Here is a 19666-nt window from a genome sequence, read left to right on the forward strand (position 1 = left end):
TTCGCTACTCGCTGGCCCCTCATCAGTGCAGGACTCCGGCCCGCTGCCAGGTGACGTTGAGCGGGATCGGCCCGTTGGGCAGCCACGGCTGCTCGTCGACCAGGTCTTTCACGTTCCACGTGCCACGCTCGATGACGCCCAGCGCCGCATCGATCACCTTGTACTCCTGCGTCATCTTGTGGATAGGCTGCGACTCCACCCAGGCGATGACGAACTCGCCCGACTCGAACTGCGCCTCTGACTGGATGGCCCGGATCAGATCCTCATTGTGCAGGTGCCCGTCGCCGAAGTTGAAGCCGATGATGGTGTTGCAGGACATCTCGCCTTCCCGCACGACACGGGTGTCGATGTCGGGTAGGCAGTTCAGCAGCACCGAGTACAGACCGCGGCCCTGACTGTGCATGGCCCGCCACGCCGTCACCTGCTGGGTGAACACCTCGGCGGTGAGTGGGTCCCAGCCGAAGGCGACGTACTGGTCGGCCGAGTTCGGCGACGACCGGGTGACGCGGTTCAGCTTCTCCTCGGCACCGGGCGTGAAGGTCCACACCGCCGAGGCCCAGTTGCCGGCGTACTGCCGCATGGCCGGCAGGAACGAGACGAGGTCGGGGCGCAGGTTGCCGAGGATCGGGAAGAACGACAGCGCCGCGGCGAGCACGATGGCCAGCCAACCCGGGTTCATGTCCCACACCGCGTACCCGTCCTGGTTCGGGAAGCCCAGGAACAGGAAGATCGTGGCGTACGCGAACAGCACGTTCCATTCCACCGGCACCGCGAGCGGGAACGTCGAGATGATGAACAAGTGGAAGCTGACCATGATGGCGGCGGCCGCGATGGACAGCCACGGCCACGGTGAGAACAGAAGGGCCAGCGGCGCTGCGATTTCCACGATGCTGCCGGGCCCGTGGGCCATGAAGGTGGCCAGGTGCGACGGGCGCAGATCCTCGGGGAAGTTGCGGTAGTGGGCCCGCTTGAGCCACTTGAACGGGATCGCGGGGCTGTTGCTCACCATCGGCGGGATGACGTTGGTGAAGTGCAGACCGAACTTCGAGACGCCGGCCCAGAACCACACCGTGCCGATCAGCAGCTTGCCGGCGATGATCATGTTCACGAACGGCAGCGTGGCGAAGAAGATCAGCGCGGGCAGGTACTGCTCACCGCGGCCGGCCAGGAAGATCGTCTTGTCGCGCAGCCCGATCAGCACGAACAGGATGATCGGCGCGACGAACAGCGCCGGATTGACGAGTCCGGAAATGTTGTCCGGCAATGCTTTCGCCAGTGATTCGCTGGGCACGCCGGGCAGCACCAGGGCGACGAACACGGTCGCCATCAAAGCCAGATACACGACGATGTCGAACCAGGTACGCCGGTCGCCGTTCGTGAACGGCACCGCCTTCCACGGCCGCAGCCGAATGGTGTTGGGCTTGGCCCAGAATCGGAACCCGCCCGTCATCGGCTTGGTCTTACCGGCCAGCGGGCCCCACGAACCCGCGAACCCGATGAGCTCGAGCAGCACCGTCCACAGGATCACCTTCTGGTACACGATCGGCTGGTCCCACCACTGCGAGACGTGCCAGAACGCCGGCAAGTGCGACGTCGCGTTGGCGATCGTGACCCCGCCGATGGCGTAGAAGATCGTGAGCTTGAGGATGTAAAGGACGTGGATCATGCGCGGTGCGCCGTACCCCTCGTCCACCCATTTGAGGCACATGATGCGGAGCCGCTCCTGCAGCGGCATCCGGAGAAACTCTTCCAGGTCGACCTTCGGCAAGGTCGGTTTGATGAATCCCATGATGTGAGCTCCTTTGCTGGTATCAGGCTAGATTCGCGGATCGGTGGCGGTGAGGGTTTTGCGCAGGGACGGCTTGTCGATCTTGCCGACGGGGTTCTTCGGCAGCGTCTCGAGAACCGTGATATCCACGGGCAGTTTGTATTTCGATAGCGACGCCTGCAGATGCGCGGCGATGTTGTCGACGTCGAGCTCGGCGCCGGGGTGTGCGGAGACGAACAGCACCGGCTCTTCGCCGTAGAGCCCGCTCGCGCGTCCGACCACCGCGGCCTCGGCGACCCCGGCGAGCTGATGCACGACGGTCTCGATCTCCTTGGGATAGATGTTCTCGCCGCCGCGGATGATCATGTCCTTGGCCCGGTCGACCAGGACCAGATAGCCGTCCTCGTCGAACCGGCCGACGTCGCCGGTGTGCAGCCAGCCGTCCTTCAGCGTCTTCTCGGTCTCCTCAGGACGGTTCAGGTAGCCGCGCATCACGTTGGGGCCCTTGATCACCACCTCGCCGAGCTCGCCCTGCGGGACCTCGGCACCAGCCACGTCGACGATGCGAATCTCCTGTCCCGGCAACGGGATTCCCACGGTGCCGACCTTGCGCGGCCCGTTCAGTGGGTTGCCGGTGCTGGCGCACGAGCCCTCGGACAGCCCGTAGCCCTCGACCAGGCCGATGCCGTAACGCTTTTCGAAGCCCTCCAGCAGCTCGATGCTGGCCGGCGCGGCGCCACAGACCGCGAACCGCACCGCGGAGGTGTCGGGCCGTACCTCGGCCGGCAGGCCCAGCAACATGGTGTAAATGGTTGGCACCGCAGAGAAATAGGTGGCGCGGCTGGATTCCAGGCGATCGAAGAAAGTCGCCGGATTGAACCGGCCGGCGATGGTGGTCCGGCCGCCCGCGAGCAGCGGCGACAACACGCTGACGACGATGCCGTTGACATGGAACAGCGGCAGGATGAGCAGGCTGTGGTCGGCGGCGGTCAACTCGAAGCCCTCGATCACCATGGCGCACATGGCGTTCAGGTTCGCGTTGTCGAGCATGACGCCCTTCGGCCTGCCGGTCGTGCCGCTGGTGTAGATCAGCAGGGCCAGGTCGTCATCGTTGCCGGCCATCGGGTCGGCCGTGCGGGGCTCGCCACCCATGTCGTCGACGTGCAGCACCGTGACGTCGGCGTCGACGTCACGGTCGACGACGAGCACGACGGCACCGGCGTCGGCCACCTGGTAGGCGACTTCGGCAGGCACCAGGGTCGGGCTGATGGGGGTCGCGACGGCACCGAGCCGCCAGGTGGCGAACAGCGCGACGACGAATGCCGCGCGGTTGGGAAGCATGATGCCGACGACGTCGCCGGCGCGCACACCGCGCTGGTGCAGCGCCGCGGCGGCGCGCTTGACGGCATCGAGGAAAGCGGCGTTGTCGAGGTCGGTGTGGTCATCGGCGACGGCCGGTGCGTGCGGCGCCGCGGCAGCGCGGCGGTCGGGCAGGGTGGCGAGGTTCATGTCATAAAGCTAGAAGTTTGTGGCATGCGCCACTCCGTCGTGCGCCGATCAACTTTGTCCGCCGATTTGTACGCTCGGCACAAAGTCCGGCTCTACAGTCGGCACATGGATCCGGCGGTCAGCGAGGCCAACACCACGATCATGACCCGCCTCATCGCCCGCCAGGCTGAGGTGGCCCGCTCCGTTGGGCACCGCCTGGCCAGCGATATCACCGAACTGCGGGGCGACCCCGAGATCATCGAGCTGCTGCGCGCCAGCGTCGGCGGGAACGTCGAGACCATATTCCACGCGCTGCGCTACGACATATCTCTGGAGAACATCGAAGCGCCGACCGCGGCCCTCGAGTACGCGCGCCGGCTCGCGCAGCGCGGCGTGCCGATGAACGCCCTCACGCGCGCGTACCGCATCGGTCATGCGCTGGTGCTCGACGTCGCGGGCGAAGAGATCAACCGCGCCGGCTTCGCGCCGCAGACCAGCCTGGCGTTCTTCGAGCGGCTGACGTCGGTGACGTTCCGGTACATCGACTGGATCTCGCAACAGGTCGTCGGTGTGTACGAGGACGAGCGCGACCGCTGGCTCGCCAACCGCAACAGCACCCGAACCCTGCGGGTGCGGGAAGTCTTGTCCGGCAATGACTCCGACCCCGAGGCCGTCACCGCCGCGATCCGCTATCCGATGCGCCGTCACCATCTGGGCGTCGTGTTGTGGTGGCCGACCGGTAGCGGGCACGTCACCGGGCACGACGACGCGTTGGCCAAGCTCGAACAGTTCCTGCGCGCGGCCGCCGAACATGTTGGCACGCAAGGCAGTCCACTGTTCACGGCGGCCGACCAGCGGACCGGCTGGGGCTGGCTGCCGTTGTCCGGCGCGACCGCGTCCGACGCGTCGGCACAGCTGCGGCAGTTCACGGACTCCCATCCCAGCGCCCCCGCCGTCGCCGTCGGCACCCCACTGCCGGGCGTCGACGGCTTTCGCCGGTCGCACCGGCAGGCTCTGCGCGCGCACAGCGTCGCGGTGACGGCCGACCTGACCGGCGTCACCGCGGCCGACGCGCCGGGATTCGCCGCGGCCGCACTCATGGGCGAGAACCAGGACGACGCGCGGGAGTTCGTCCACACCGTTCTCGGGCCGCTGGCCGGCGCCGGCGCCAATGACGGCCGGCTACGGGAGACGTTGCAGGTGTTCCTTCGGCACGGCGGTAGCTACACCGCGGCGGCCGACGAGTTGGTGGTGCATTTCAACACCGTCAAGTACCGCGTCGGGAGGGCGCTGGAACGTCGTGGACGGCCCCTCGGCGACGACCGACTGGACGTCGAGATGGCGCTGCTGCTGTGCCAGTGGTACGAAGCCGCGGTGCTTGCCGCCGAATAGCGGCTCGCTCGCCAGCAAGCTAGACACGAGCAGCCACTGCCAGCGTATTCACAGCATCAGTGATCGAATCGATACTGATAGCAAATAGTGGTGTGTTAACCAGCTGGTTCACTGCTGTAACGGATGCGCCGTGGCCGGCGATACCAGGGTAGTGGTCGGAGGAACCGAGTACGACCTTGTAGGTTCACCTGGCCATACGCGAGAGAACCACGATTGGAGTATCACTAATGCGCAACTCAGGACGTTTGATCGGATTTGCTGCGGCATCGGCCCTCGCGCTGGTCCCGCTCGCCGTCGCGGCCCCCGCATGGGCGGACGACGAGGTTTCCGGTGAAACCGGCGCCGCGGTCGCTACCCAGATCGGCAACGGCAACGCCGGTGGCGGCGCCGGCTTCGGCGTGGAGAACCCCTTCTGGCAGCCCTTCGACGCGTCCAGCAACGCGGGCGGCGGCGCCGGTGTGAACACCCCGCTCGGCGGCGGTGAGTTCAACACCGCCACGGGCACCGACGCCGGCTTCGGCGGCGCGGGCTTCGACACCAACACCGGCGCGGCGATCAACACCCCGCTGGGCGGCAGCAACTTCAACACCGGCGCGTCCACCGACTTCAACGTGCCCAATCCGGCTGACTTCATCCCGAACTTGGGCGGCGACTTCAACGCCGGCGGCGGCGCGGGCGTGAACACGCCGGTCGGTGGCAGCGGCTTCAACGCCGGCGCCTCCAACGAGTTCGCCGCGCCCGCCCCGGCCGACTTCATCCCGACGTTCGGCGCCGGTACCGGCGGCGGCGCGGCCGTCAACACCCCGGTCGGCGGCAGCGGCTTCAACACCGGCACCTCCGGCGAGATCGGCCCCGACGGCGTCCAGGCCGGCACCAACTCCGGTGCCGGCGTCGCGACCCCGGTCGGCGGCTCCAACTTCGGCGGCGGATCGGCCTTCACCTTCGGTCGCTAGTTCCTGATCACAACGGCCAGGCACCCGCATGGGTGTCTGGCCTTTGTGTATCAGCGGGCGGGGTGTATCAGCGGGCGGGCTCCTGCTGCGTGGTGCAGTGGATGCCGCCCCCGCCCGCGGCGATGGCATCGATGTTGATCTGCACGATCTGACGGCCCGCGAAGAGTCGTTCGAGGGTGGCCTTGGCAGCGGCGTCGGACTCGGGGTCGCCGAACTCCGGCGCGACGACCGCGCCGTTGCAGACGTAGAAGTTGATGTAGCCGGCCGCGAAATCGTCGTTCTCGAACTTTTCGCGCACCGTCGCCGGGCCTTCGATCACCTCGACGTGTAGCGGTCGGTCGTGGATATCGGTCGCCGCATGCAGGATGTCCAGGTGCCGCCGGGTGACGTCGTAATCGAATGACTTCGGGTCGGTGTCGAGGCCGGCGACAACGACGCCGGGACTCGCGAAGCGGGCATAGAAATCGGTGTGGCCGTCGGTGATGTCGTGCCCGGCGATACCCGGCAGCCAGATCACCTTCCCCACCCCGAGCACACGGCCGAGTTCGGCTTCGACATCCTGCTTCGACCGGCCGCGGTTGCGGTTGTCGTTCAGCACGCAGCTTTCGGTGATGACGGCGGTGCCCTGACCGTCGACCTCGATGCCGCCACCTTCGAGCACGAGATCGGTGCGCACGGTCTGCACTCCCGCGTGCCCCGCCACAAACTCCGCGACCTCGCCGTCGCGGCGATGTTCCTGCTTGCCGCCCCAACCGTTGAAGTTGAAGTCCACGCCGCCCCAGCCCCCGGCGCCCTTCACGAACACCGGCCCGGTGTCGCGGATCCACAAGTCGTCGATCGGGGCCGCGATCAGCTCGACGTTCGACGTCCCGATCAGGTCGCGCGCCATGTCCATCTCTTCGGCGCGCGTCAGCATCGACACTGGCTCGAACCGCGCGATCGTCGTCGCGATGGTGGCCAGGTCACGGCGCACCTGCGGCAGCAGCCGTCGTCCCCAAATCCGTTCACTGGCCCCGAAGGCCATCCACGTCCGCTTGTGCGGGTCGCCTTCGTCCGGCATGACCCACGGACCACTCGAGTCTTTCCGTGGCGCGGTTCCTGGCTCCGAGTCACTGTCATCGCACCCCGCGAGCACGGCCACGCCGATCGCGGCCATCCCCGCCTGCAGAAGCCGTCGCCGCATCATGCGGTGAACGCTATCTCAGGCGGTGCAAAAAAGCCCCTCACCTGCGGTGACAGGTGAGGGGCTCTATGGCGGTGGCGGAGGGATTTGAACCCTCGGTGGGGGGTTACCCCACACACGCTTTCGAGGCGTGCTCCTTAGGCCGCTCGGACACGCCACCGTGTGGCAGCTTACCGAACCCGGGCCCTAGTCCCTAATCGCTGGTCGCGTGACGCCTAAACCAGCCTTGCGTCCGGGACCTGAGCTCTACTTGGGAGTCTTTGGGACCAACTCGCACGGGCCTCGGGCCGGAAAGTCCGTAGCTTCACTCACTGGACGCTCGAAGCCGCTTTGACTGAAACCAGGCACCTTTTCCCGCTGCGACAGGTCCCTCAGTTCAGTCACAACAGGCTGATCGCCCACTCGACTGAGCTCATGTACTTTTCGGCCGAAACTCGCTGATGTGGCAGCGAGGAATCCAGGAAATCAGCGCTGGCGCGCGAAGAACCCCTCCATCAGCGCCGCGCACTCGGCCTCGAGTATCCCGCCACGGACCTCCGGGCGGTGCGTCAGCCGCCGGTCGCGGACCACGTCCCACAGTGAGCCGACGGCGCCGGTCTTGGGTTCCCACGCCCCGAAGACGACGCGGGCCACCCGCGACATCACGAGCGCGCCGGCGCACATGGTGCACGGCTCGACGGTGACGGCGAGCGTCGCGCCTTCCAGCCGCCAGCCGTCGCCGTGCACCGCGGCGGCCGCGCGCAGTGCGAGGATTTCCGCGTGTGCGGTCGGGTCGCCCAGGGATTCGCGAGCATTGGCCGCGCGGGCCAGCTCGACGCCGTCGGCAGAGACGACCACGGCACCGATGGGGACATCGTCGGTGCCGGCGAGTGCAGCGGCCTCCAGCGCCAGCCGGATCAGGCGTTCGTCAGCGGAGCTCACCGCCCCAGCTTGTCCAATACCGCCACGAGTTCGTCGTTGAAGCCCATCTCCTGGGCAATGCGGCTGAGTTGTTCGTCGGCGTACTCGTCGTCGGCGAGGATCACGCCGAGCACCGCCTCGGGCAGACCCAGGTCGGCCAGCAGCCCGAGGTCGCCTTCCTCGAACGGGTCGTCTTCCTCGAGCTCTTCCAGGCTGAGGTCCGCGTCAAGCTTCTCCAGCACGTCGGCGGCGATGTCGTAGTCCAGCGCCGCGGTGGCGTCCGACAGCAGCAGCCGGGCGCCCGAGGGGGCCGGGCGGACGATCACGAAGAACTCGTCATCGACGTTCAGGAGGCCGAAAACCGCACCGGCGGAACGTAGTTCACGGAGTTCGGTCTCGGCGGCGGTCAGGTCGACCAACGCGGCCCGTTTCAGTGGAACGCAACGCCATGCGCCGTCCTCCCGGACGACCGCGACTCCGAAGCCGTCGGGGAGATCGGCAACCTGCTGCTGTGCCTGCGCGCGCTGTACTCCCATGCGGATAACGCTAGTCCGCACTCTGCCACTTGACCAGCGGTCCCATATGTACCCGACCGGGGCTGTGTGCAAACCTTGGAAGGTGACAACTCCGGTGTGTGTGCTCGGTATGGGACTCATCGGCGGATCGCTGATGCGAGCCGGACAGGCCGCGGGCCGAGAGGTGTTCGGATACAACCGCTCGATCGATGCGGTCCGGGCGGCGACGGCCGACGGCTTCGACGTGACCGAGGATCTCACCGCCGCGCTCGAGCGCGCCGCGGTGAGCGAGGCGCTGATCGTCCTGGCGGTGCCGGTGCCCGCGCTGCCGATCATGCTCGAGCGCATCCGTGACACCGCCCCAGATTGCCCGCTGACCGACGTGGTGAGCGTCAAAGGCAATGTGCTGCAACAGGTTCAGGAGTGCGGCCTGCTCGGCCGATTCGTCGGCGGACACCCGATGGCCGGCACCGCACATTCCGGCTGGACGGCCGGCACCGCAGACCTGTTCGCCGGGGCGCCGTGGGTGGTGAGCGTGGACGACCACGTCGACCCCGAGGTGTGGGCCCAGGTGATGCATCTGGCGCTGGACTGCCGCGCGGTGATCGTGCCCGCGCGCTCCGACGAACACGACGCCGCGGCGGCCGCGATCTCGCATCTGCCGCACCTGCTGGCCGAGGCCCTGGCCGCGACCGCCGGCGAGGTGCCGCTGGCATTCGCGCTGGCGGCGGGGTCGTTCCGGGACGGCACCCGCGTCGCGGCCACCGCGCCCGACTTGGTCCGGGCGATGTGCGAAGCCAACGCGACGGAGCTGACGGTGATGCTCGACCGGGCCATGGAACTGCTGAGCCAGGCCCGCTCGTCGCTGGTGGAGGCGCAATCGGTGGCCGAGCTGGTGGAGGGCGGCCATGCCGCGCGGGTCCGCTACGACAACTTCAGCCGCCCACAGATTCTCGCGACGACCATCGGGGCCGAGGGCTGGCGCGAAGAGCTGGCCGCCCAGGGCCGCGCGGGCGGGGTGATCAGATCCGCTCTGCCAGTCCGGGGTAGTCGAGGATGAAGCCGTCGTCGTCGACGGTGATCGCGGTGTCGGCGACCGGTGAGTCCAGCTTGATGGGCTTGCCCGGCCCGTCGCTGCTGTAGCCGATGGTGACGGATTCGACCGTCAGATCCGGCACCCGGACGTAGACGACAGGCAGCGACACCGACGCCGTGCGGTTGTGCAGGCCGGTACGCCGGATGGGCAGCGCGTTGAAGAACGGGCTGAAGACCACGTCGACGTCCAGGGCGCCGTTGTAGGCCGCCCGCCGGGCCTGGTTCTGGTGGTCCTGCACCAGCCACATGTTCTCTTCGTCACGCGCGATGGACAGCTGCCGCTCGCGCTGTGCGAGGGTGACGGTGAGCGACAGGCGCTTGGTCGCGCCGCTCTCGTCGGTCACCAGGTCATAGGACGCGCTGAACGCCGGATGTATGTCCGTGGCTGCGGCCACGATGCGGCCGTAAGCCTTGATTCGGTTGCCGGACAACTGGACCCGAACCGACTCCATGCGCGATACGTCCTGCGCGCGCCAGGTCAGGATCGCCGGCCAGGCGGGTTCTGCAGCTTCGGGGCTGGCATCGGACTGCGGTGCGCTCACCCGTCTACCGTAGGCGACGGAGGCCCGCCTTCGTAGTCACGATTGAAACTCCGGACGGACCGGGCCGCGACGCCCGCACAGCCAACGCCAAGGCGGCGTCCAGAGCCAGCGCGAGCGCCGCCACGAGTAGCGCGCCGACCAACGCGAGATAGAACTGGCGCACTTTGATGCCGTCGATGAGGAACCGGCCCAGCCCGCCCAGGCTGGCGTACGCCGCGACGGTCGCGGTGGCGACCACCTGGAGCGTCGCGGTCCGCAGCCCGCCGACGATCAGCGGCATGGCGTTGGGCACCTCGGCGCGCAACAGCACCTGGCGCCCGGTCATACCCATGGCGCGGGCGGCGTCGACCACCACCGGATCGACGTTGGCGATCCCGGCATACGTCCCGGCCAGCAGGGGCGGAATACCCAGCAGCATCAGCGCGACGGTCGGCGGCACCAGTCCCAGGCCCCACAGCAGGACGCCGAGCAGCAGGACGCCGAGCGTGGGCAGGGCGCGCAGGGCGTTGACGCCGCCGACCACCAGGGCCGTGCCGCGACCGGTGTGCCCAACGTACATGCCCAAGGGAACGGCGACGAGCGCACTGCACAGCACCGCGATGCCGGTGTACTCCAGGTGCTCCAGCATCCGCATGCCGAGGCCCGCCGGGCCGGTCCAGTTGGCGGCGGAGAAGATGTAGGCGAGGGCCTGGTGCAGAAAGTTCATGCCGGCGCCTTCGCCCGGGTCCACGGGGTGGCCAGGCGGCCCGCGCTCAGGATGACGAGGTCGACTATCACCGCCAGCACGAAGATCGCGATGATGCCGGCGATGATCTGGTCACTCTTGTCGGCCTGGTACCCCTCGGTGAACCAGGTGCCCAGCCCGCCGATGCCGATCACCGAACCCACCGACACCATCGAGATGTTCGTGACGGCGACCACGCGCATGCCTGCCGTGAGGACCGGAATCGACAGCGGCAGTTCGACTCTCAAGAACCGGGTACGCGGCCGGTAGCCCATGGCCGTGGCCGCTTCCCGGGTGTCCGCGGGCACCGCGTCGAGCGCCTCGGGCACCGTCCGCATCAGCAGGGCGACGGTGTAGAGCGTCAGGGCGACCAGGACGTTGGCCTCGTCGAGAATCCGCGTCGGGATGATCAACGGCAGCACCACGAACAGCGCCAGCGACGGGATGGTGAAGACGATGCTGGCGGTGATGGTGCTGAACCGGCGCAGCCGCGGCCGCTGCCGCACATAGGCGCCCAGCGGCACGGCGATCAGCACGCCGATCAGCAGCGGCAGCAGCGCCAGCCGCAGGTGTATCTGCGTGAGCAGCCACGCGCCTTCCAGGTGATTCAGCAGGTATCGCACTGCTCGCCCTTGCGGCTCTTGATGATTGCCAGCACGTCATCGAGGCTCACACCGCCGATCACCTGGCCGCGCTCGTCGACCGCGACACCCAGACCCGACGGGGATGACAGGGCCGAGTCGAGCGCCAGCCGCAGCGTGCCGTCCGGCCGGAACAGCGAGCCACCGGCGATGGTGCTGTCGTACAAGGACTTTCCGTGCCGGTGCAGACCCACGCCGTTGGCGTTGATCCACGCGTACGGAGTGCCGTCGGCGTTGACCACCAGGGCCCATTGGCCGTCGGTGAGATCGAGCGCGTCGACCGCCGGTTCGGCGACGGTGCGGATGTCGCGGAGCTTGAGTCCGTCGGCATCCCGGAACTGCAGGCCGCGATAGCCACGGTCGGCACCGACGAAACCCGCGACGAATGCGTTGGCCGGGTTGGACAGCAGCCGCTGCGGTGCGTCGTACTGCTGCAGGGTGCCACCGGGCCCGAACACCGCGACGCGGTCGCCGAGTTTGACGGCCTCGTCGATGTCGTGGGTGACGAAGACGATGGTCTTGCGCAGATCGCTTTGCAACCGCAGGATTTCGGCCTGCAGGTCTTCGCGGACGACGGGGTCCACCGCGCTGAACGGTTCGTCCATCAGCAGGATGGGCGGATCGGCGGCCAGTGCCCGGGCCACCCCGACGCGCTGTTGCTGCCCGCCCGACAACTGGGCCGGATAACGGTCGGCGAGCTTGACGTCGAGTCCGACCCGCTCCAACACGCCCAGCGCCTTCTTCCGTGCACTGCGCCGGGATTCGCCTTTGAGGACCGGCACGGTGGCGACGTTGTCCACCACTTTGAGGTGTGGCATGAGCCCGGCGCTCTGCAGCACGTACCCGATGCCGAGGCGCAGCCGCACCGGGTCGACGGTGGCGACGTTGGCACCGTCGACGGTCAGGGTTCCGGAGGTCGGGTCGATCATCCGGTTGATCATCCGCATGGACGTGGTCTTGCCGCACCCCGATGGCCCGACGAACACCGACAGCGTCCCCTCGGCGATCTCGAGGGTCAGTTCATCGACAGCGACGGCGCTGCCGTAGCTCTTGGTGACCTTGTCGAACGTGATCATCGGCTCACCGGCTTGTCGAATCCGTTGTCCTGGACCCACTTTTTCGCAGCCTGGTCGGCGTCGACGCCGCTGTTGCCGGAGACCGCGGTGTTCATCTCGATGAGCGCTTTCGCCGTGAGTTTCGCACTGACGCCGTCGAGCACCGTCTTGAGCAGATCGGACTTCTTCTGCGACGCCACCAGCGGCACCACGTTGGCGGCCAGGAAGTTGTGTTTCGGATCCTCGAGCACGACCAGGTTGTTCTGGACGATGGCCGGCGAGGTGCTGAAAATGTCTGCCGCGGTGACGGTTCCGTCGACCAGCGCCCGCACGGTGGCCGGTCCCCCGCCGTCGCTGATGGCGATGAAGTTGGCCGGCGCGATATCGAGGCCGTACTTGGCTTTCAAACCGGGCAGGCCCTCGGTCCGCTGCAGAAACTCCGACGGCGCACCGAATTTCACCTGGGGCGAATGCTGGGCCAGATCACCGATGGTCTTGAGGTTCCACTTCTTCGCGGTCTCGGCCGATACGGCCACGGTGTCGGTGTCCTCGGCCGGCGAGGGAGTCAGGATGGACAGATCACCCGGAAGCACTCGCGCGAGCGCCAATTCGACATCGTCGGCGGCGGTGGCTTTGGTCTTCGGGTCGAAGTACTGCAGCAGATTGCCGGTGTATTCCGGGATCAGGTCGATCGAATGATCCTTCACCGCAGGGACGTACGTCTCGCGGCTGCCGATGCCGAACTGCCGGCCCACGGTAAAGCCGTTGGCCGCCAACGCCAGCGCATATATCTCGGCGATGATCTTCGACTCGGGAAAGTCGGCGGACCCCACCACGATCGACTTGAGATCGCCGGAGATGCTGCCCCCACCGAGGGGATTGGCACTGCCGCAGCCCGTCAACAGGGCAGCCAGCAGTACCGCCAGAGCGGTCAGAATTCGCGCCACCCGAACGTCCTTTCGGCGTCGTGCACTCAGGCCGACCCTAGCGTCATTCGAAAATTGGTGCCGCAGTTCCCGGCATCCGGCCACTAGAACCGTCAAGATGGTGCGTATGAGTAGCGATCACGCGACTTCCCCAGACCCATCGGAGTCGACGTCCAGCCCGGCAGCTGTGCCCGCCGAACCTCCGGCACCCAAGTCCCCCAAGCCGGACTCGGCCCCGGCCAAGAAACCCAAGACACCCGAATCCGCGGTGAAGTTCACCCGCACCGCGGCACTGTGGTCGGCGCTGGTCCTCGGTTTCCTGATCCTGATCCTGCTGCTGGTGTTCGTCATCCAGAACGACACCCCGGTGGACATCGTGCTGCTCGGCTGGAAGCTGCACCAGGTGCAACTGGGCGTGACCATCCTGCTCGCGGCCATCGCCGGCGGTCTCCTGACCTTCGCCGTGGCCACCACCCGAATCCTGCAACTGCGACTGGCCGCGAAGAAGAACCTCAAGGCCGGGCTCTAGCTTCCCTCCCGCGAGCGGTGAAGGGGTTCTAAGTGAGAACAGCCAATCCGGCGGCGATGAGCGGCGCGACGGCCTCGCCGACGGGGTCGTCGTGGCCGGCTTCGCCGGCGGCCATCCGGGCGCGGAAGTCGATGCCGGCGGCGATGATCGCGAGCTTGAAGTAGGCCAGCGCCAGGTAAAAATCCCAATGATCCAAGGGCTGCCCGGATGCGACCGAGTATTTCTGGGCCAGCTGGTCCATCGGCGGAATCTTGTCCGACGACCAGGCCGCGTCGGAATGCACCATCGAGAACATCGGGTGCCGGTAGACGCACATCAGCGCGGCGTCGGACAACGGATCGCCAAGCGTCGACATCTCCCAGTCCAGCACGGCCCGCACCTTGGTCGCGTCGACGGCGTCGAGCATGGTGTTGTCGATGCGGTAGTCGCCGTGCACGATGGCGCTGCGGCTCTGCGGCGGCAGCTTTTCCGTCAACAGTCCGTGGAGCCGGCGCACATCCGCGTCGCGGCCGTCGTCCGGTAACCGCACCAGATCCCACTGCGAACCCCAGCGCCGCACCTGCCGCTCCAGGTACCCGTTGGCCTTCCCGAAGTCCCCGAGCCCGACGGCCTCGGGATCGAGGGCATGCAGGTCGGCCAGCACCTTGATCAGCGCGTCCACACACGCGTCGATGGCCTGCTGATCGCCCAGCGCGTCGAGCTCCGCCGAGTGCCGCACCACCCGGCCGGGCACGAATTCGACCATCTGAAACGGTGCACCCAGCACCGAGTCGTCGTTACGCATCGTCACCGGATGAGCCACCGGTACCGTCGTACCTTCAAGCGCCGCAACGACTTTGTACTCGCGGGCCATGTCGTGCGCCGACGGCGTCAGGCCGTGCAACGGCGGCCGGCGCAACACCCACTTTGCCGCGTCGTCGAACACCAGGAATGTCAGATTCGACCGGCCACCGGCGATCAGCTCGGCGCGCAGCTCACCGCTGCGGGCCACCCCGATCTCCCGGAGGTGCGCGTCGAGGGCGGTCAGGTCCAAGCCGTCGAGAGATGCCACCCGATCTGTCTACCACCGCTGATTTCGCGGCAGTAGGTCCCACACGTGTTCGACGCTGTTGACGCCGGCGACGGCGAGCCGGCCGCTGCGCGAGGCCAGCAGCCGGGTGATGCCGGTGTAGTCGACCTGGAACGACAGGATGCGCTCGGTCGGCACGATGTCGTGCAGCAGTCCGTTGATCACGCCGCCATGGCTGAAGATGACGACGGTGTCGTCGGCTTCGGCCTCGCTCGCGATGTCCATGACGGCCTCGGTGATCCGGGCGAGGAACGCCTCTTCGTCGACGCTGCTTGGCAGGTGGCCGGTCATGAGCCGGGCCATCTCCTCGGGGTGCTCAGCCGCGATCTGCTCGATCGGGATGTACTGCGCCATGTCCCGGTCGTACTCGGCGAGCCGGTCGTCGATCTCGATGTTGAGCCCGAGCGCGGCCGCCACCGGCTGGCCGGTCTGGATGGCGCGCTTCTGCGGGCTGCTGATCAGCCGGGTGATCGGGAACCGCTTGAGCGCGTCGGGCAGCCGGTTGGCCTGTGCGATGCCTTCCTCGGACAGGTCGGGGTCGGCGCCCTCACCGGGCTCGTTACGCAGCGGCAGGGCGTGACGGATCAAGAGCAGTTGCATGTGCGGCTTCCTCCACAGCGGTTGTGCGCTGACGGGCAATACTATGCAGCTAAGTTGTCATGACAAGACACCGAGAGGCGGTACGGGAATGAGCAGCCCCCGATCGCGGCATGAGCACGTCGCGTCGGTGCTGCGGCAACGGATCACCCGCCAGGAGTATCGGATCGGTGAATCACTGCCCGCCGAGAGCGCGCTGTGCGCGGAGTTCGACGTATCCCGGGGCCCGGTCCGTCAGGCCCTCGCGACACTGAAAAGTGAAGGCCTGATCCGCATTTCGCGGGGGAAGCCGGCCACCGTCCGCAGCCACGACGTCCGCCAGACGCTCGACACGTTCACGCCGTTCACGCAGTGGGCCGAACGCAACGGCCGCACCGCAGGGAGCCGGACCCTGGAAATCTCGCGCAGACGCGCCAGTGAGACCGCGGCCACCGCGCTCAGCCTGACCACCGACGACTTCGTCGTCGACGTGCTGCGCGTGCGACTGCTCGACGGTGAACCGGTGATGATCGAGCGGAGCAGTTTCACCGACGCGGTGGGTTCGCTGCTGTTCGAGTTCGACACCGACTCCGGATCGATCACCGACTACCTGACCGACCGTGGTGTGCAGTGGGACGCCATGGAGCACGTGCTGGACGCTGTCGCTGCGGACGACATCGACGCCGCAAACATGCACATCGAGCGGGGTAGTCCCCTGCTGCGTGAGCGTCGTACCTCACGCGACCAGTCCGGGGTGGCGTTCGAATATTCCGACGACCGCTACCGTCCCGACGTGGTGGCCTTCAGCATCGTCAACGCCCGCACCATCGACGTCCGCGCCTGACGCAGGTGGTTAGTCGGCCACAGGCATCCGATTCCAGTAGGGAATCAACAGCAGCATGGCGATGAACGCGGCCCCGGCGAAGCCATAGAACAGTGCCGAGGTACCGAGGTAGCCCGGCAGCAGACCGCCGAGGATGGCACCGACCGAGCCGCAGCCGTTGATGATTCCCGTCGCCGTACCCGCGTGCTTGGACGTACCGAAGTCGACGGCCGCGATACACGAGATCATGGCATCGGCGCCGTAGACGGTCAGGCCGATCAGGCCGAGGACGCCGACCATGATCCACACATTGCCTGTCGCGGTCAGCGGCCCAAACAGCATGAGCACCACAACCAGCACGGCCAGGCTGATCACGCTCGCCGGCACCCGGCGTGCCTTGAACACCTTGTCCGAGACGCGGCCAAGCAGGATCGGCGCGATGACGCCGGCGATGCCGAACGCGACCGGGACGGTCACCGCGGTGAACTTGTCACTGTCGTGCAGCTGTTCGGCGACGATCACCGGGCCCCACAGGAGGATGGCATAGCGGGCCGGCTTGAGCAGAAAATACGCTGCCCCAAGGGTTCTCACCATCTGATCCTTCAGCACGACGGCCAGGGACTCGCGCCACGACGAAGTGGGCTCGGCGATGGCCTCGTCCGTGGCGGCGGCGTCGAGCTCGACGCCCTCCACGGAGTCCTGCGCCGCCCGGTACTCCTCGATCGGCGGCAGGCCGACGTCCGCGGGGCTGTTGCGCTGGAAGATGAAGAACAGCACGAACACAACGGCGACGATGGCCGCACCGCTGAAGAACGCCGCGCGCCAACTGCCGAACAGGTCGTAGGCGAACCACCCGACCACCGGTGCGGCGACGAGGCCACCGAAGGCGTAGTTGGTGCTCCACAGCCCCAGGACGTGGCCACGTTCCCCCACGGAGAAGAACTGCGACATGTTGCTCAACGTGCCCGACCAGCCCGTCGATTGAGCCAGGCCTTGCACGATCATCAAGGGCAGCAGGAAGACCACTGCCGGCAGTAGACCCATGAACAGGGTCGCGATCGCCGAGATGGCCAGGCCGCCGAGCACGACGACTCGTGGGCCGAACCGGTCGGAGACCTGGCCCCAGACGAATTGGCCGACGGCGTAAGCGGTGAGATACGCGGCGTCGAGGTTGGCCAGGACGCTCTTGGTCAAATGCAGGTGCAGGATGGGGTCTTCGAGAATCCCGAGCTTGGCGACTGAGAACGTCTGACGGGTGAAATAGAAACCGGCATAAGCGATCCAGGTGATAGCGAAGATGCGGATACGCCAGCGTTCATATTTCGGATTGGTGGTGCGCGACTTGGACAGCAGGGTGTGCGACATGGCTGTTCACTTCCACTGGGTGCGGGGTAAGGGAGCGCGGAGCGAAGATGGGCCGACCAGAGGCGCGGAAACGCCATCGAGATCGTCGGCAAGGCAAGGGTTTTGGCGCGAGGCCGCGAGAGGTTAGAGTGAGAAGCGCGGGGGTGGTCGGGGCCGAGGGTGCGGCACCCGACCGCCGCGGAGTGTGTCGTCGAATCAGCCCAGGGTTGCCACCAAACCGGGCAGGTCGGCCACGCTGTCCAGGATGTGGGTGGCGCCGGCAGCGGAAAGCTGCGCAGCGTTGTGCGCGCCGGTCAGCACGCCGACCGAAGCGCGCGCTCCGGCGCGCAGGCCGGTGATGACGTCGGATGAGGTGTCACCGACGACGAGCATCGACTGCACTGCATCGGTCTCGGTTTGCATGAGAGCTGCGAGCGCCAGGTCGGGGTAGGGCCGGCCGCGCACGCCCGGGCCGGGGCAGAGCACCGCATCGGCGATGTCCCGCCAGCCCAGGGCTTCGATGATGGCGTTCTGCGTCTCCCGGGCGAAGCCGGTGGTCAGCGCGACCTTGACGCCACGGGATCGCAAGGAAGACACGACATCTGCGGCCTGCGGGATGGGGCTGCACTGCCCGTCGGCGACCAGCTGGGCATAACACCGCTCGAACTCCTTGTTCGCAGCCTGGGCCTGCTCTTCGTTGCCGCGGCTGAGGTGGCGGAACACGACGATCTTGGACTGCCCCATGGTGTCGGCGACATAGTGCAGCATCGCTTCGCGGTCGGCTTCGGTCTTCGACAGCCCGGCATGGCTGTCTGCGGCCAGGAACGATTGCTGCACGAGGCCGGTGTCCTCGACTGTTGTCCCGGCCATGTCGAACACGACCAGGCTGATTCCGGTTGTTGATTCGCTGCCCACTTCTGGGTCCTTTCCCTTGGGATGGTTGGGTTTTCGGATAGCTCTAGACGGTGGCCGGGACACCCGCGGCCGACAGTGCGCGCTCGACGCTGTCGGCTGCCAGGCCCATACTCGTGGTCATGCCGATCCCGGTGGTGACCGTCACGACGTGGGTGCGTTCCATCGGTTCCTCGATGAGAAATTCCTGCTCCGGCGCCGAGCAGTAGACGCCCTGCCAACGTTCTGTGACGTCGATGTCGTTGATGCCGAGCAGCTTTCGGGTTTGGTCGAGCAGGATGTCGAAGCCCTGCTCAGACTGGAACGGCGCAGCCGTGACTTCCCGGATGTGGGTGTCGCCGATCAGCACCGAACCGTCGGGCTGCGGCGTGAACATCAGGTGCAGGTCGATGTCCACCGCGTCGGGGTGCTCGTCCCGCAGTCGCCGCGCCACGGCATCGACGCTGGGCAAGTCCTCGAAACCCGCGTACCGCAGCAACGACCAACCGGTGAAAAGCGGCGCCGGGAGCGTGAACGCCAACGGCAGCCTGGCCCGGATCATGTGCAGCCGGCACCGGAGCAACCCGTCGCGTTCAGCAAGTTCGGGGAACAGCCGGTCGATGTCGTAGTTGACGGCGATGAACGTGGTCTCGGTGCGTATAGACCCGCGAGAGGTATGCACGACGCCCGGCTCGAAGCCGGAAGCCGCTGTGCGCCAATAAAAGTCGACGCCTTGCGATTCCAGCCACCGTGCGATGGACGGCACCGCGGTCCGCGGGTCGACCTGAAGGTCATTCGGCAGGTACATGCCCCCGACGACGCGGGGATCGCGCACAGGTACGCGGTCGACCATCTGCTGACGGTTGAGCAGGAGCACGTCACCACCGGGCCGGACGGCGACGAATTCCCGCATGACGGCCAGTTCGTCCTCGTGGCGGGCCACACAGTAGGTGCCCGCCTGCTTCGACCAGAACCCGGCTTGCCGGGACAGGTCCAGCCAGTGCGCCCGGCCGGCCCGGGCGTAGTCCAGCGCGACACCGTTCTGCGCGGTGATGCACGCGTGGCCGAAGTTCTGCACCGACGCACCGGCCACACCGGCGGCGTGATCGACGACGGCGACCGCCAGTCCGCGCCGGCGAGCGTGATAGGCGTGCGCAAGGCCGACGATTCCAGCTCCTACGACCACGACGTCGTAGCTCAGTTGATTTGGCATGGCATAACAGTGCGGCACGTCGCCATAGTTGTCAATACA

The 19666-nt window shown here is 67.1% G+C and carries 20 protein-coding genes and 1 tRNA gene; 5 read left to right on the forward strand and 16 right to left on the reverse strand.

Annotated elements, in window-relative coordinates; genetic code table 11:
* Positions 1-22: 22 nt before the first annotated feature.
* The gene (locus ACJEIK_RS27195) at positions 23-1789 is read right to left on the reverse strand and encodes a DUF3556 domain-containing protein (RefSeq protein ID WP_409430642.1); all 1767 of its coding nucleotides are present in this window, start codon (positions 1787-1789) and stop codon (positions 23-25) included.
* 27 nt (positions 1790-1816) lie between these two features.
* A complete protein-coding gene (locus ACJEIK_RS27200; protein ID WP_409430643.1) occupies positions 1817-3277 on the reverse strand; it encodes a class I adenylate-forming enzyme family protein in 1461 nt (486 codons plus the stop codon).
* A 105-nt stretch (positions 3278-3382) separates the two neighbouring features.
* Between ACJEIK_RS27200 and ACJEIK_RS27205 the strand changes: the two genes are divergently transcribed.
* Together ACJEIK_RS27205 and ACJEIK_RS27210 are read left to right on the forward strand one after the other, a co-directional pair.
* Positions 3383-4648 (forward strand): PucR family transcriptional regulator, encoded by a 1266-nt coding sequence (locus tag ACJEIK_RS27205; RefSeq protein WP_064857892.1) that lies wholly within the window; start codon positions 3383-3385, stop codon positions 4646-4648.
* A gap of 245 nt (positions 4649-4893) precedes the next feature.
* A complete protein-coding gene (locus ACJEIK_RS27210) occupies positions 4894-5601 on the forward strand; it encodes a hypothetical protein (protein WP_409430644.1) in 708 nt (235 codons plus the stop codon).
* Positions 5602-5668: 67 nt separating this feature from the next.
* Here the strand turns inward: ACJEIK_RS27210 and ACJEIK_RS27215 are convergent, their stop codons facing one another.
* The 4 genes from ACJEIK_RS27215 to ACJEIK_RS27230 form a co-directional block, all read right to left on the reverse strand.
* Positions 5669-6787 carry an agmatine/peptidylarginine deiminase gene (locus tag ACJEIK_RS27215; RefSeq protein WP_409430645.1) on the reverse strand — a complete coding sequence of 373 codons (1119 nt, stop codon included), beginning with the start codon at positions 6785-6787 and terminating at the stop codon, positions 5669-5671.
* 66 nt (positions 6788-6853) lie between these two features.
* Positions 6854-6944 (reverse strand) — tRNA-Ser (locus tag ACJEIK_RS27220).
* Positions 6945-7249: 305 nt separating this feature from the next.
* Entirely contained in the window at positions 7250-7705 is a 456-nt protein-coding gene (locus ACJEIK_RS27225; RefSeq protein WP_409430646.1) for a nucleoside deaminase, read from the reverse strand.
* Positions 7702-8220 (reverse strand): tRNA adenosine deaminase-associated protein, encoded by a 519-nt coding sequence (locus ACJEIK_RS27230; protein WP_064857896.1) that lies wholly within the window; start codon positions 8218-8220, stop codon positions 7702-7704. Before ACJEIK_RS27230 ends, ACJEIK_RS27225 begins: the two co-directional genes overlap by 4 nt.
* Before the next feature lie 94 nt (positions 8221-8314).
* On the opposite strand from ACJEIK_RS27230, the gene ACJEIK_RS27235 reads away from it, so the two are divergent.
* Positions 8315-9259 carry a prephenate dehydrogenase gene (locus tag ACJEIK_RS27235; RefSeq protein WP_409431768.1) on the forward strand — a complete coding sequence of 315 codons (945 nt, stop codon included), beginning with the start codon at positions 8315-8317 and terminating at the stop codon, positions 9257-9259.
* On the opposite strand, the gene ACJEIK_RS27240 is transcribed toward ACJEIK_RS27235, so the two are convergent.
* From ACJEIK_RS27240 to ACJEIK_RS27260, 5 genes are read right to left on the reverse strand one after another with little or no spacing between them, the layout of a single operon-like run.
* The gene (locus tag ACJEIK_RS27240) at positions 9222-9836 is read right to left on the reverse strand and encodes a putative glycolipid-binding domain-containing protein (protein WP_061004974.1); all 615 of its coding nucleotides are present in this window, start codon (positions 9834-9836) and stop codon (positions 9222-9224) included. The genes ACJEIK_RS27235 and ACJEIK_RS27240 overlap by 38 nt on opposite strands.
* Before the next feature lie 4 nt (positions 9837-9840).
* A complete protein-coding gene (locus tag ACJEIK_RS27245; RefSeq protein WP_135357493.1) occupies positions 9841-10542 on the reverse strand; it encodes an ABC transporter permease in 702 nt (233 codons plus the stop codon).
* Positions 10539-11183 (reverse strand): ABC transporter permease, encoded by a 645-nt coding sequence (locus tag ACJEIK_RS27250; protein ID WP_135357492.1) that lies wholly within the window; start codon positions 11181-11183, stop codon positions 10539-10541. The genes ACJEIK_RS27245 and ACJEIK_RS27250 overlap by 4 nt, the downstream gene beginning before the upstream one ends.
* Entirely contained in the window at positions 11168-12277 is a 1110-nt protein-coding gene (locus tag ACJEIK_RS27255) for an ABC transporter ATP-binding protein (RefSeq protein WP_135357491.1), read from the reverse strand. The genes ACJEIK_RS27250 and ACJEIK_RS27255 overlap by 16 nt, the downstream gene beginning before the upstream one ends.
* Entirely contained in the window at positions 12274-13203 is a 930-nt protein-coding gene (locus ACJEIK_RS27260) for an ABC transporter substrate-binding protein (protein ID WP_135357490.1), read from the reverse strand. Before ACJEIK_RS27260 ends, ACJEIK_RS27255 begins: the two co-directional genes overlap by 4 nt.
* Positions 13204-13309: 106 nt before the next feature.
* Between ACJEIK_RS27260 and ACJEIK_RS27265 the strand changes: the two genes are divergently transcribed.
* Positions 13310-13711, forward strand: coding sequence for a lipopolysaccharide assembly protein LapA domain-containing protein (locus tag ACJEIK_RS27265; protein ID WP_135357489.1), 402 nt, complete (start codon positions 13310-13312; stop codon positions 13709-13711).
* Between the two features lie 28 nt (positions 13712-13739).
* Here ACJEIK_RS27265 and ACJEIK_RS27270 read toward each other — a convergent pair whose 3' ends face one another.
* Both ACJEIK_RS27270 and ACJEIK_RS27275 read right to left on the reverse strand, forming a co-directional pair.
* Positions 13740-14762 carry a phosphotransferase family protein gene (locus ACJEIK_RS27270; protein WP_135357488.1) on the reverse strand — a complete coding sequence of 341 codons (1023 nt, stop codon included), beginning with the start codon at positions 14760-14762 and terminating at the stop codon, positions 13740-13742.
* Between the two features lie 9 nt (positions 14763-14771).
* On the reverse strand, positions 14772-15380 hold the full coding sequence (locus tag ACJEIK_RS27275) for a histidine phosphatase family protein (protein WP_133426143.1): 609 nt from the start codon (positions 15378-15380) through the stop codon (positions 14772-14774).
* A gap of 88 nt (positions 15381-15468) precedes the next feature.
* On the opposite strand from ACJEIK_RS27275, the gene ACJEIK_RS27280 reads away from it, so the two are divergent.
* Positions 15469-16200 carry a GntR family transcriptional regulator gene (locus tag ACJEIK_RS27280; protein ID WP_133426144.1) on the forward strand — a complete coding sequence of 244 codons (732 nt, stop codon included), beginning with the start codon at positions 15469-15471 and terminating at the stop codon, positions 16198-16200.
* 9 nt (positions 16201-16209) lie between these two features.
* Here ACJEIK_RS27280 and ACJEIK_RS27285 read toward each other — a convergent pair whose 3' ends face one another.
* The 3 genes from ACJEIK_RS27285 to ACJEIK_RS27295 form a co-directional block, all read right to left on the reverse strand.
* A complete protein-coding gene (locus ACJEIK_RS27285; protein WP_133426145.1) occupies positions 16210-17544 on the reverse strand; it encodes an MFS transporter in 1335 nt (444 codons plus the stop codon).
* A 195-nt stretch (positions 17545-17739) separates the two neighbouring features.
* Entirely contained in the window at positions 17740-18393 is a 654-nt protein-coding gene (locus ACJEIK_RS27290) for a phosphonatase-like hydrolase (RefSeq protein ID WP_409431769.1), read from the reverse strand.
* Positions 18394-18481: 88 nt separating this feature from the next.
* Positions 18482-19627 (reverse strand): TIGR03364 family FAD-dependent oxidoreductase, encoded by a 1146-nt coding sequence (locus tag ACJEIK_RS27295; protein ID WP_409430647.1) that lies wholly within the window; start codon positions 19625-19627, stop codon positions 18482-18484.
* Between the last annotated feature and the right edge of the window lie 39 nt (positions 19628-19666).

Origin of the sequence: Mycobacterium sp. SMC-16 (assembly GCF_046250085.1) — a bacterium.
Lineage (GTDB): Bacteria > Actinomycetota > Actinomycetes > Mycobacteriales > Mycobacteriaceae > Mycobacterium > Mycobacterium phocaicum.

Coding starts and splice junctions, on each gene's coding strand:
- ACJEIK_RS27245 (WP_135357493.1), bottom strand. CDS start 10,542: ATGAACTTTCTGCACCAGGCCCTCGCCTACATCTTCTCCGCCGCCAAC.
- ACJEIK_RS27275 (WP_133426143.1), bottom strand. CDS start 15,380: ATGCAACTGCTCTTGATCCGTCACGCCCTGCCGCTGCGTAACGAGCCC.
- ACJEIK_RS27215 (WP_409430645.1), bottom strand. CDS start 6,787: ATGATGCGGCGACGGCTTCTGCAGGCGGGGATGGCCGCGATCGGCGTG.
- ACJEIK_RS27290 (WP_409431769.1), bottom strand. CDS start 18,393: ATGGCCGGGACAACAGTCGAGGACACCGGCCTCGTGCAGCAATCGTTC.
- ACJEIK_RS27285 (WP_133426145.1), bottom strand. CDS start 17,544: ATGTCGCACACCCTGCTGTCCAAGTCGCGCACCACCAATCCGAAATAT.
- ACJEIK_RS27265 (WP_135357489.1), top strand. CDS start 13,310: ATGAGTAGCGATCACGCGACTTCCCCAGACCCATCGGAGTCGACGTCC.
- ACJEIK_RS27295 (WP_409430647.1), bottom strand. CDS start 19,627: ATGCCAAATCAACTGAGCTACGACGTCGTGGTCGTAGGAGCTGGAATC.
- ACJEIK_RS27255 (WP_135357491.1), bottom strand. CDS start 12,277: ATGATCACGTTCGACAAGGTCACCAAGAGCTACGGCAGCGCCGTCGCT.
- ACJEIK_RS27200 (WP_409430643.1), bottom strand. CDS start 3,277: ATGAACCTCGCCACCCTGCCCGACCGCCGCGCTGCCGCGGCGCCGCAC.
- ACJEIK_RS27195 (WP_409430642.1), bottom strand. CDS start 1,789: ATGGGATTCATCAAACCGACCTTGCCGAAGGTCGACCTGGAAGAGTTT.
- ACJEIK_RS27205 (WP_064857892.1), top strand. CDS start 3,383: ATGGATCCGGCGGTCAGCGAGGCCAACACCACGATCATGACCCGCCTC.
- ACJEIK_RS27230 (WP_064857896.1), bottom strand. CDS start 8,220: ATGGGAGTACAGCGCGCGCAGGCACAGCAGCAGGTTGCCGATCTCCCC.
- ACJEIK_RS27280 (WP_133426144.1), top strand. CDS start 15,469: ATGAGCAGCCCCCGATCGCGGCATGAGCACGTCGCGTCGGTGCTGCGG.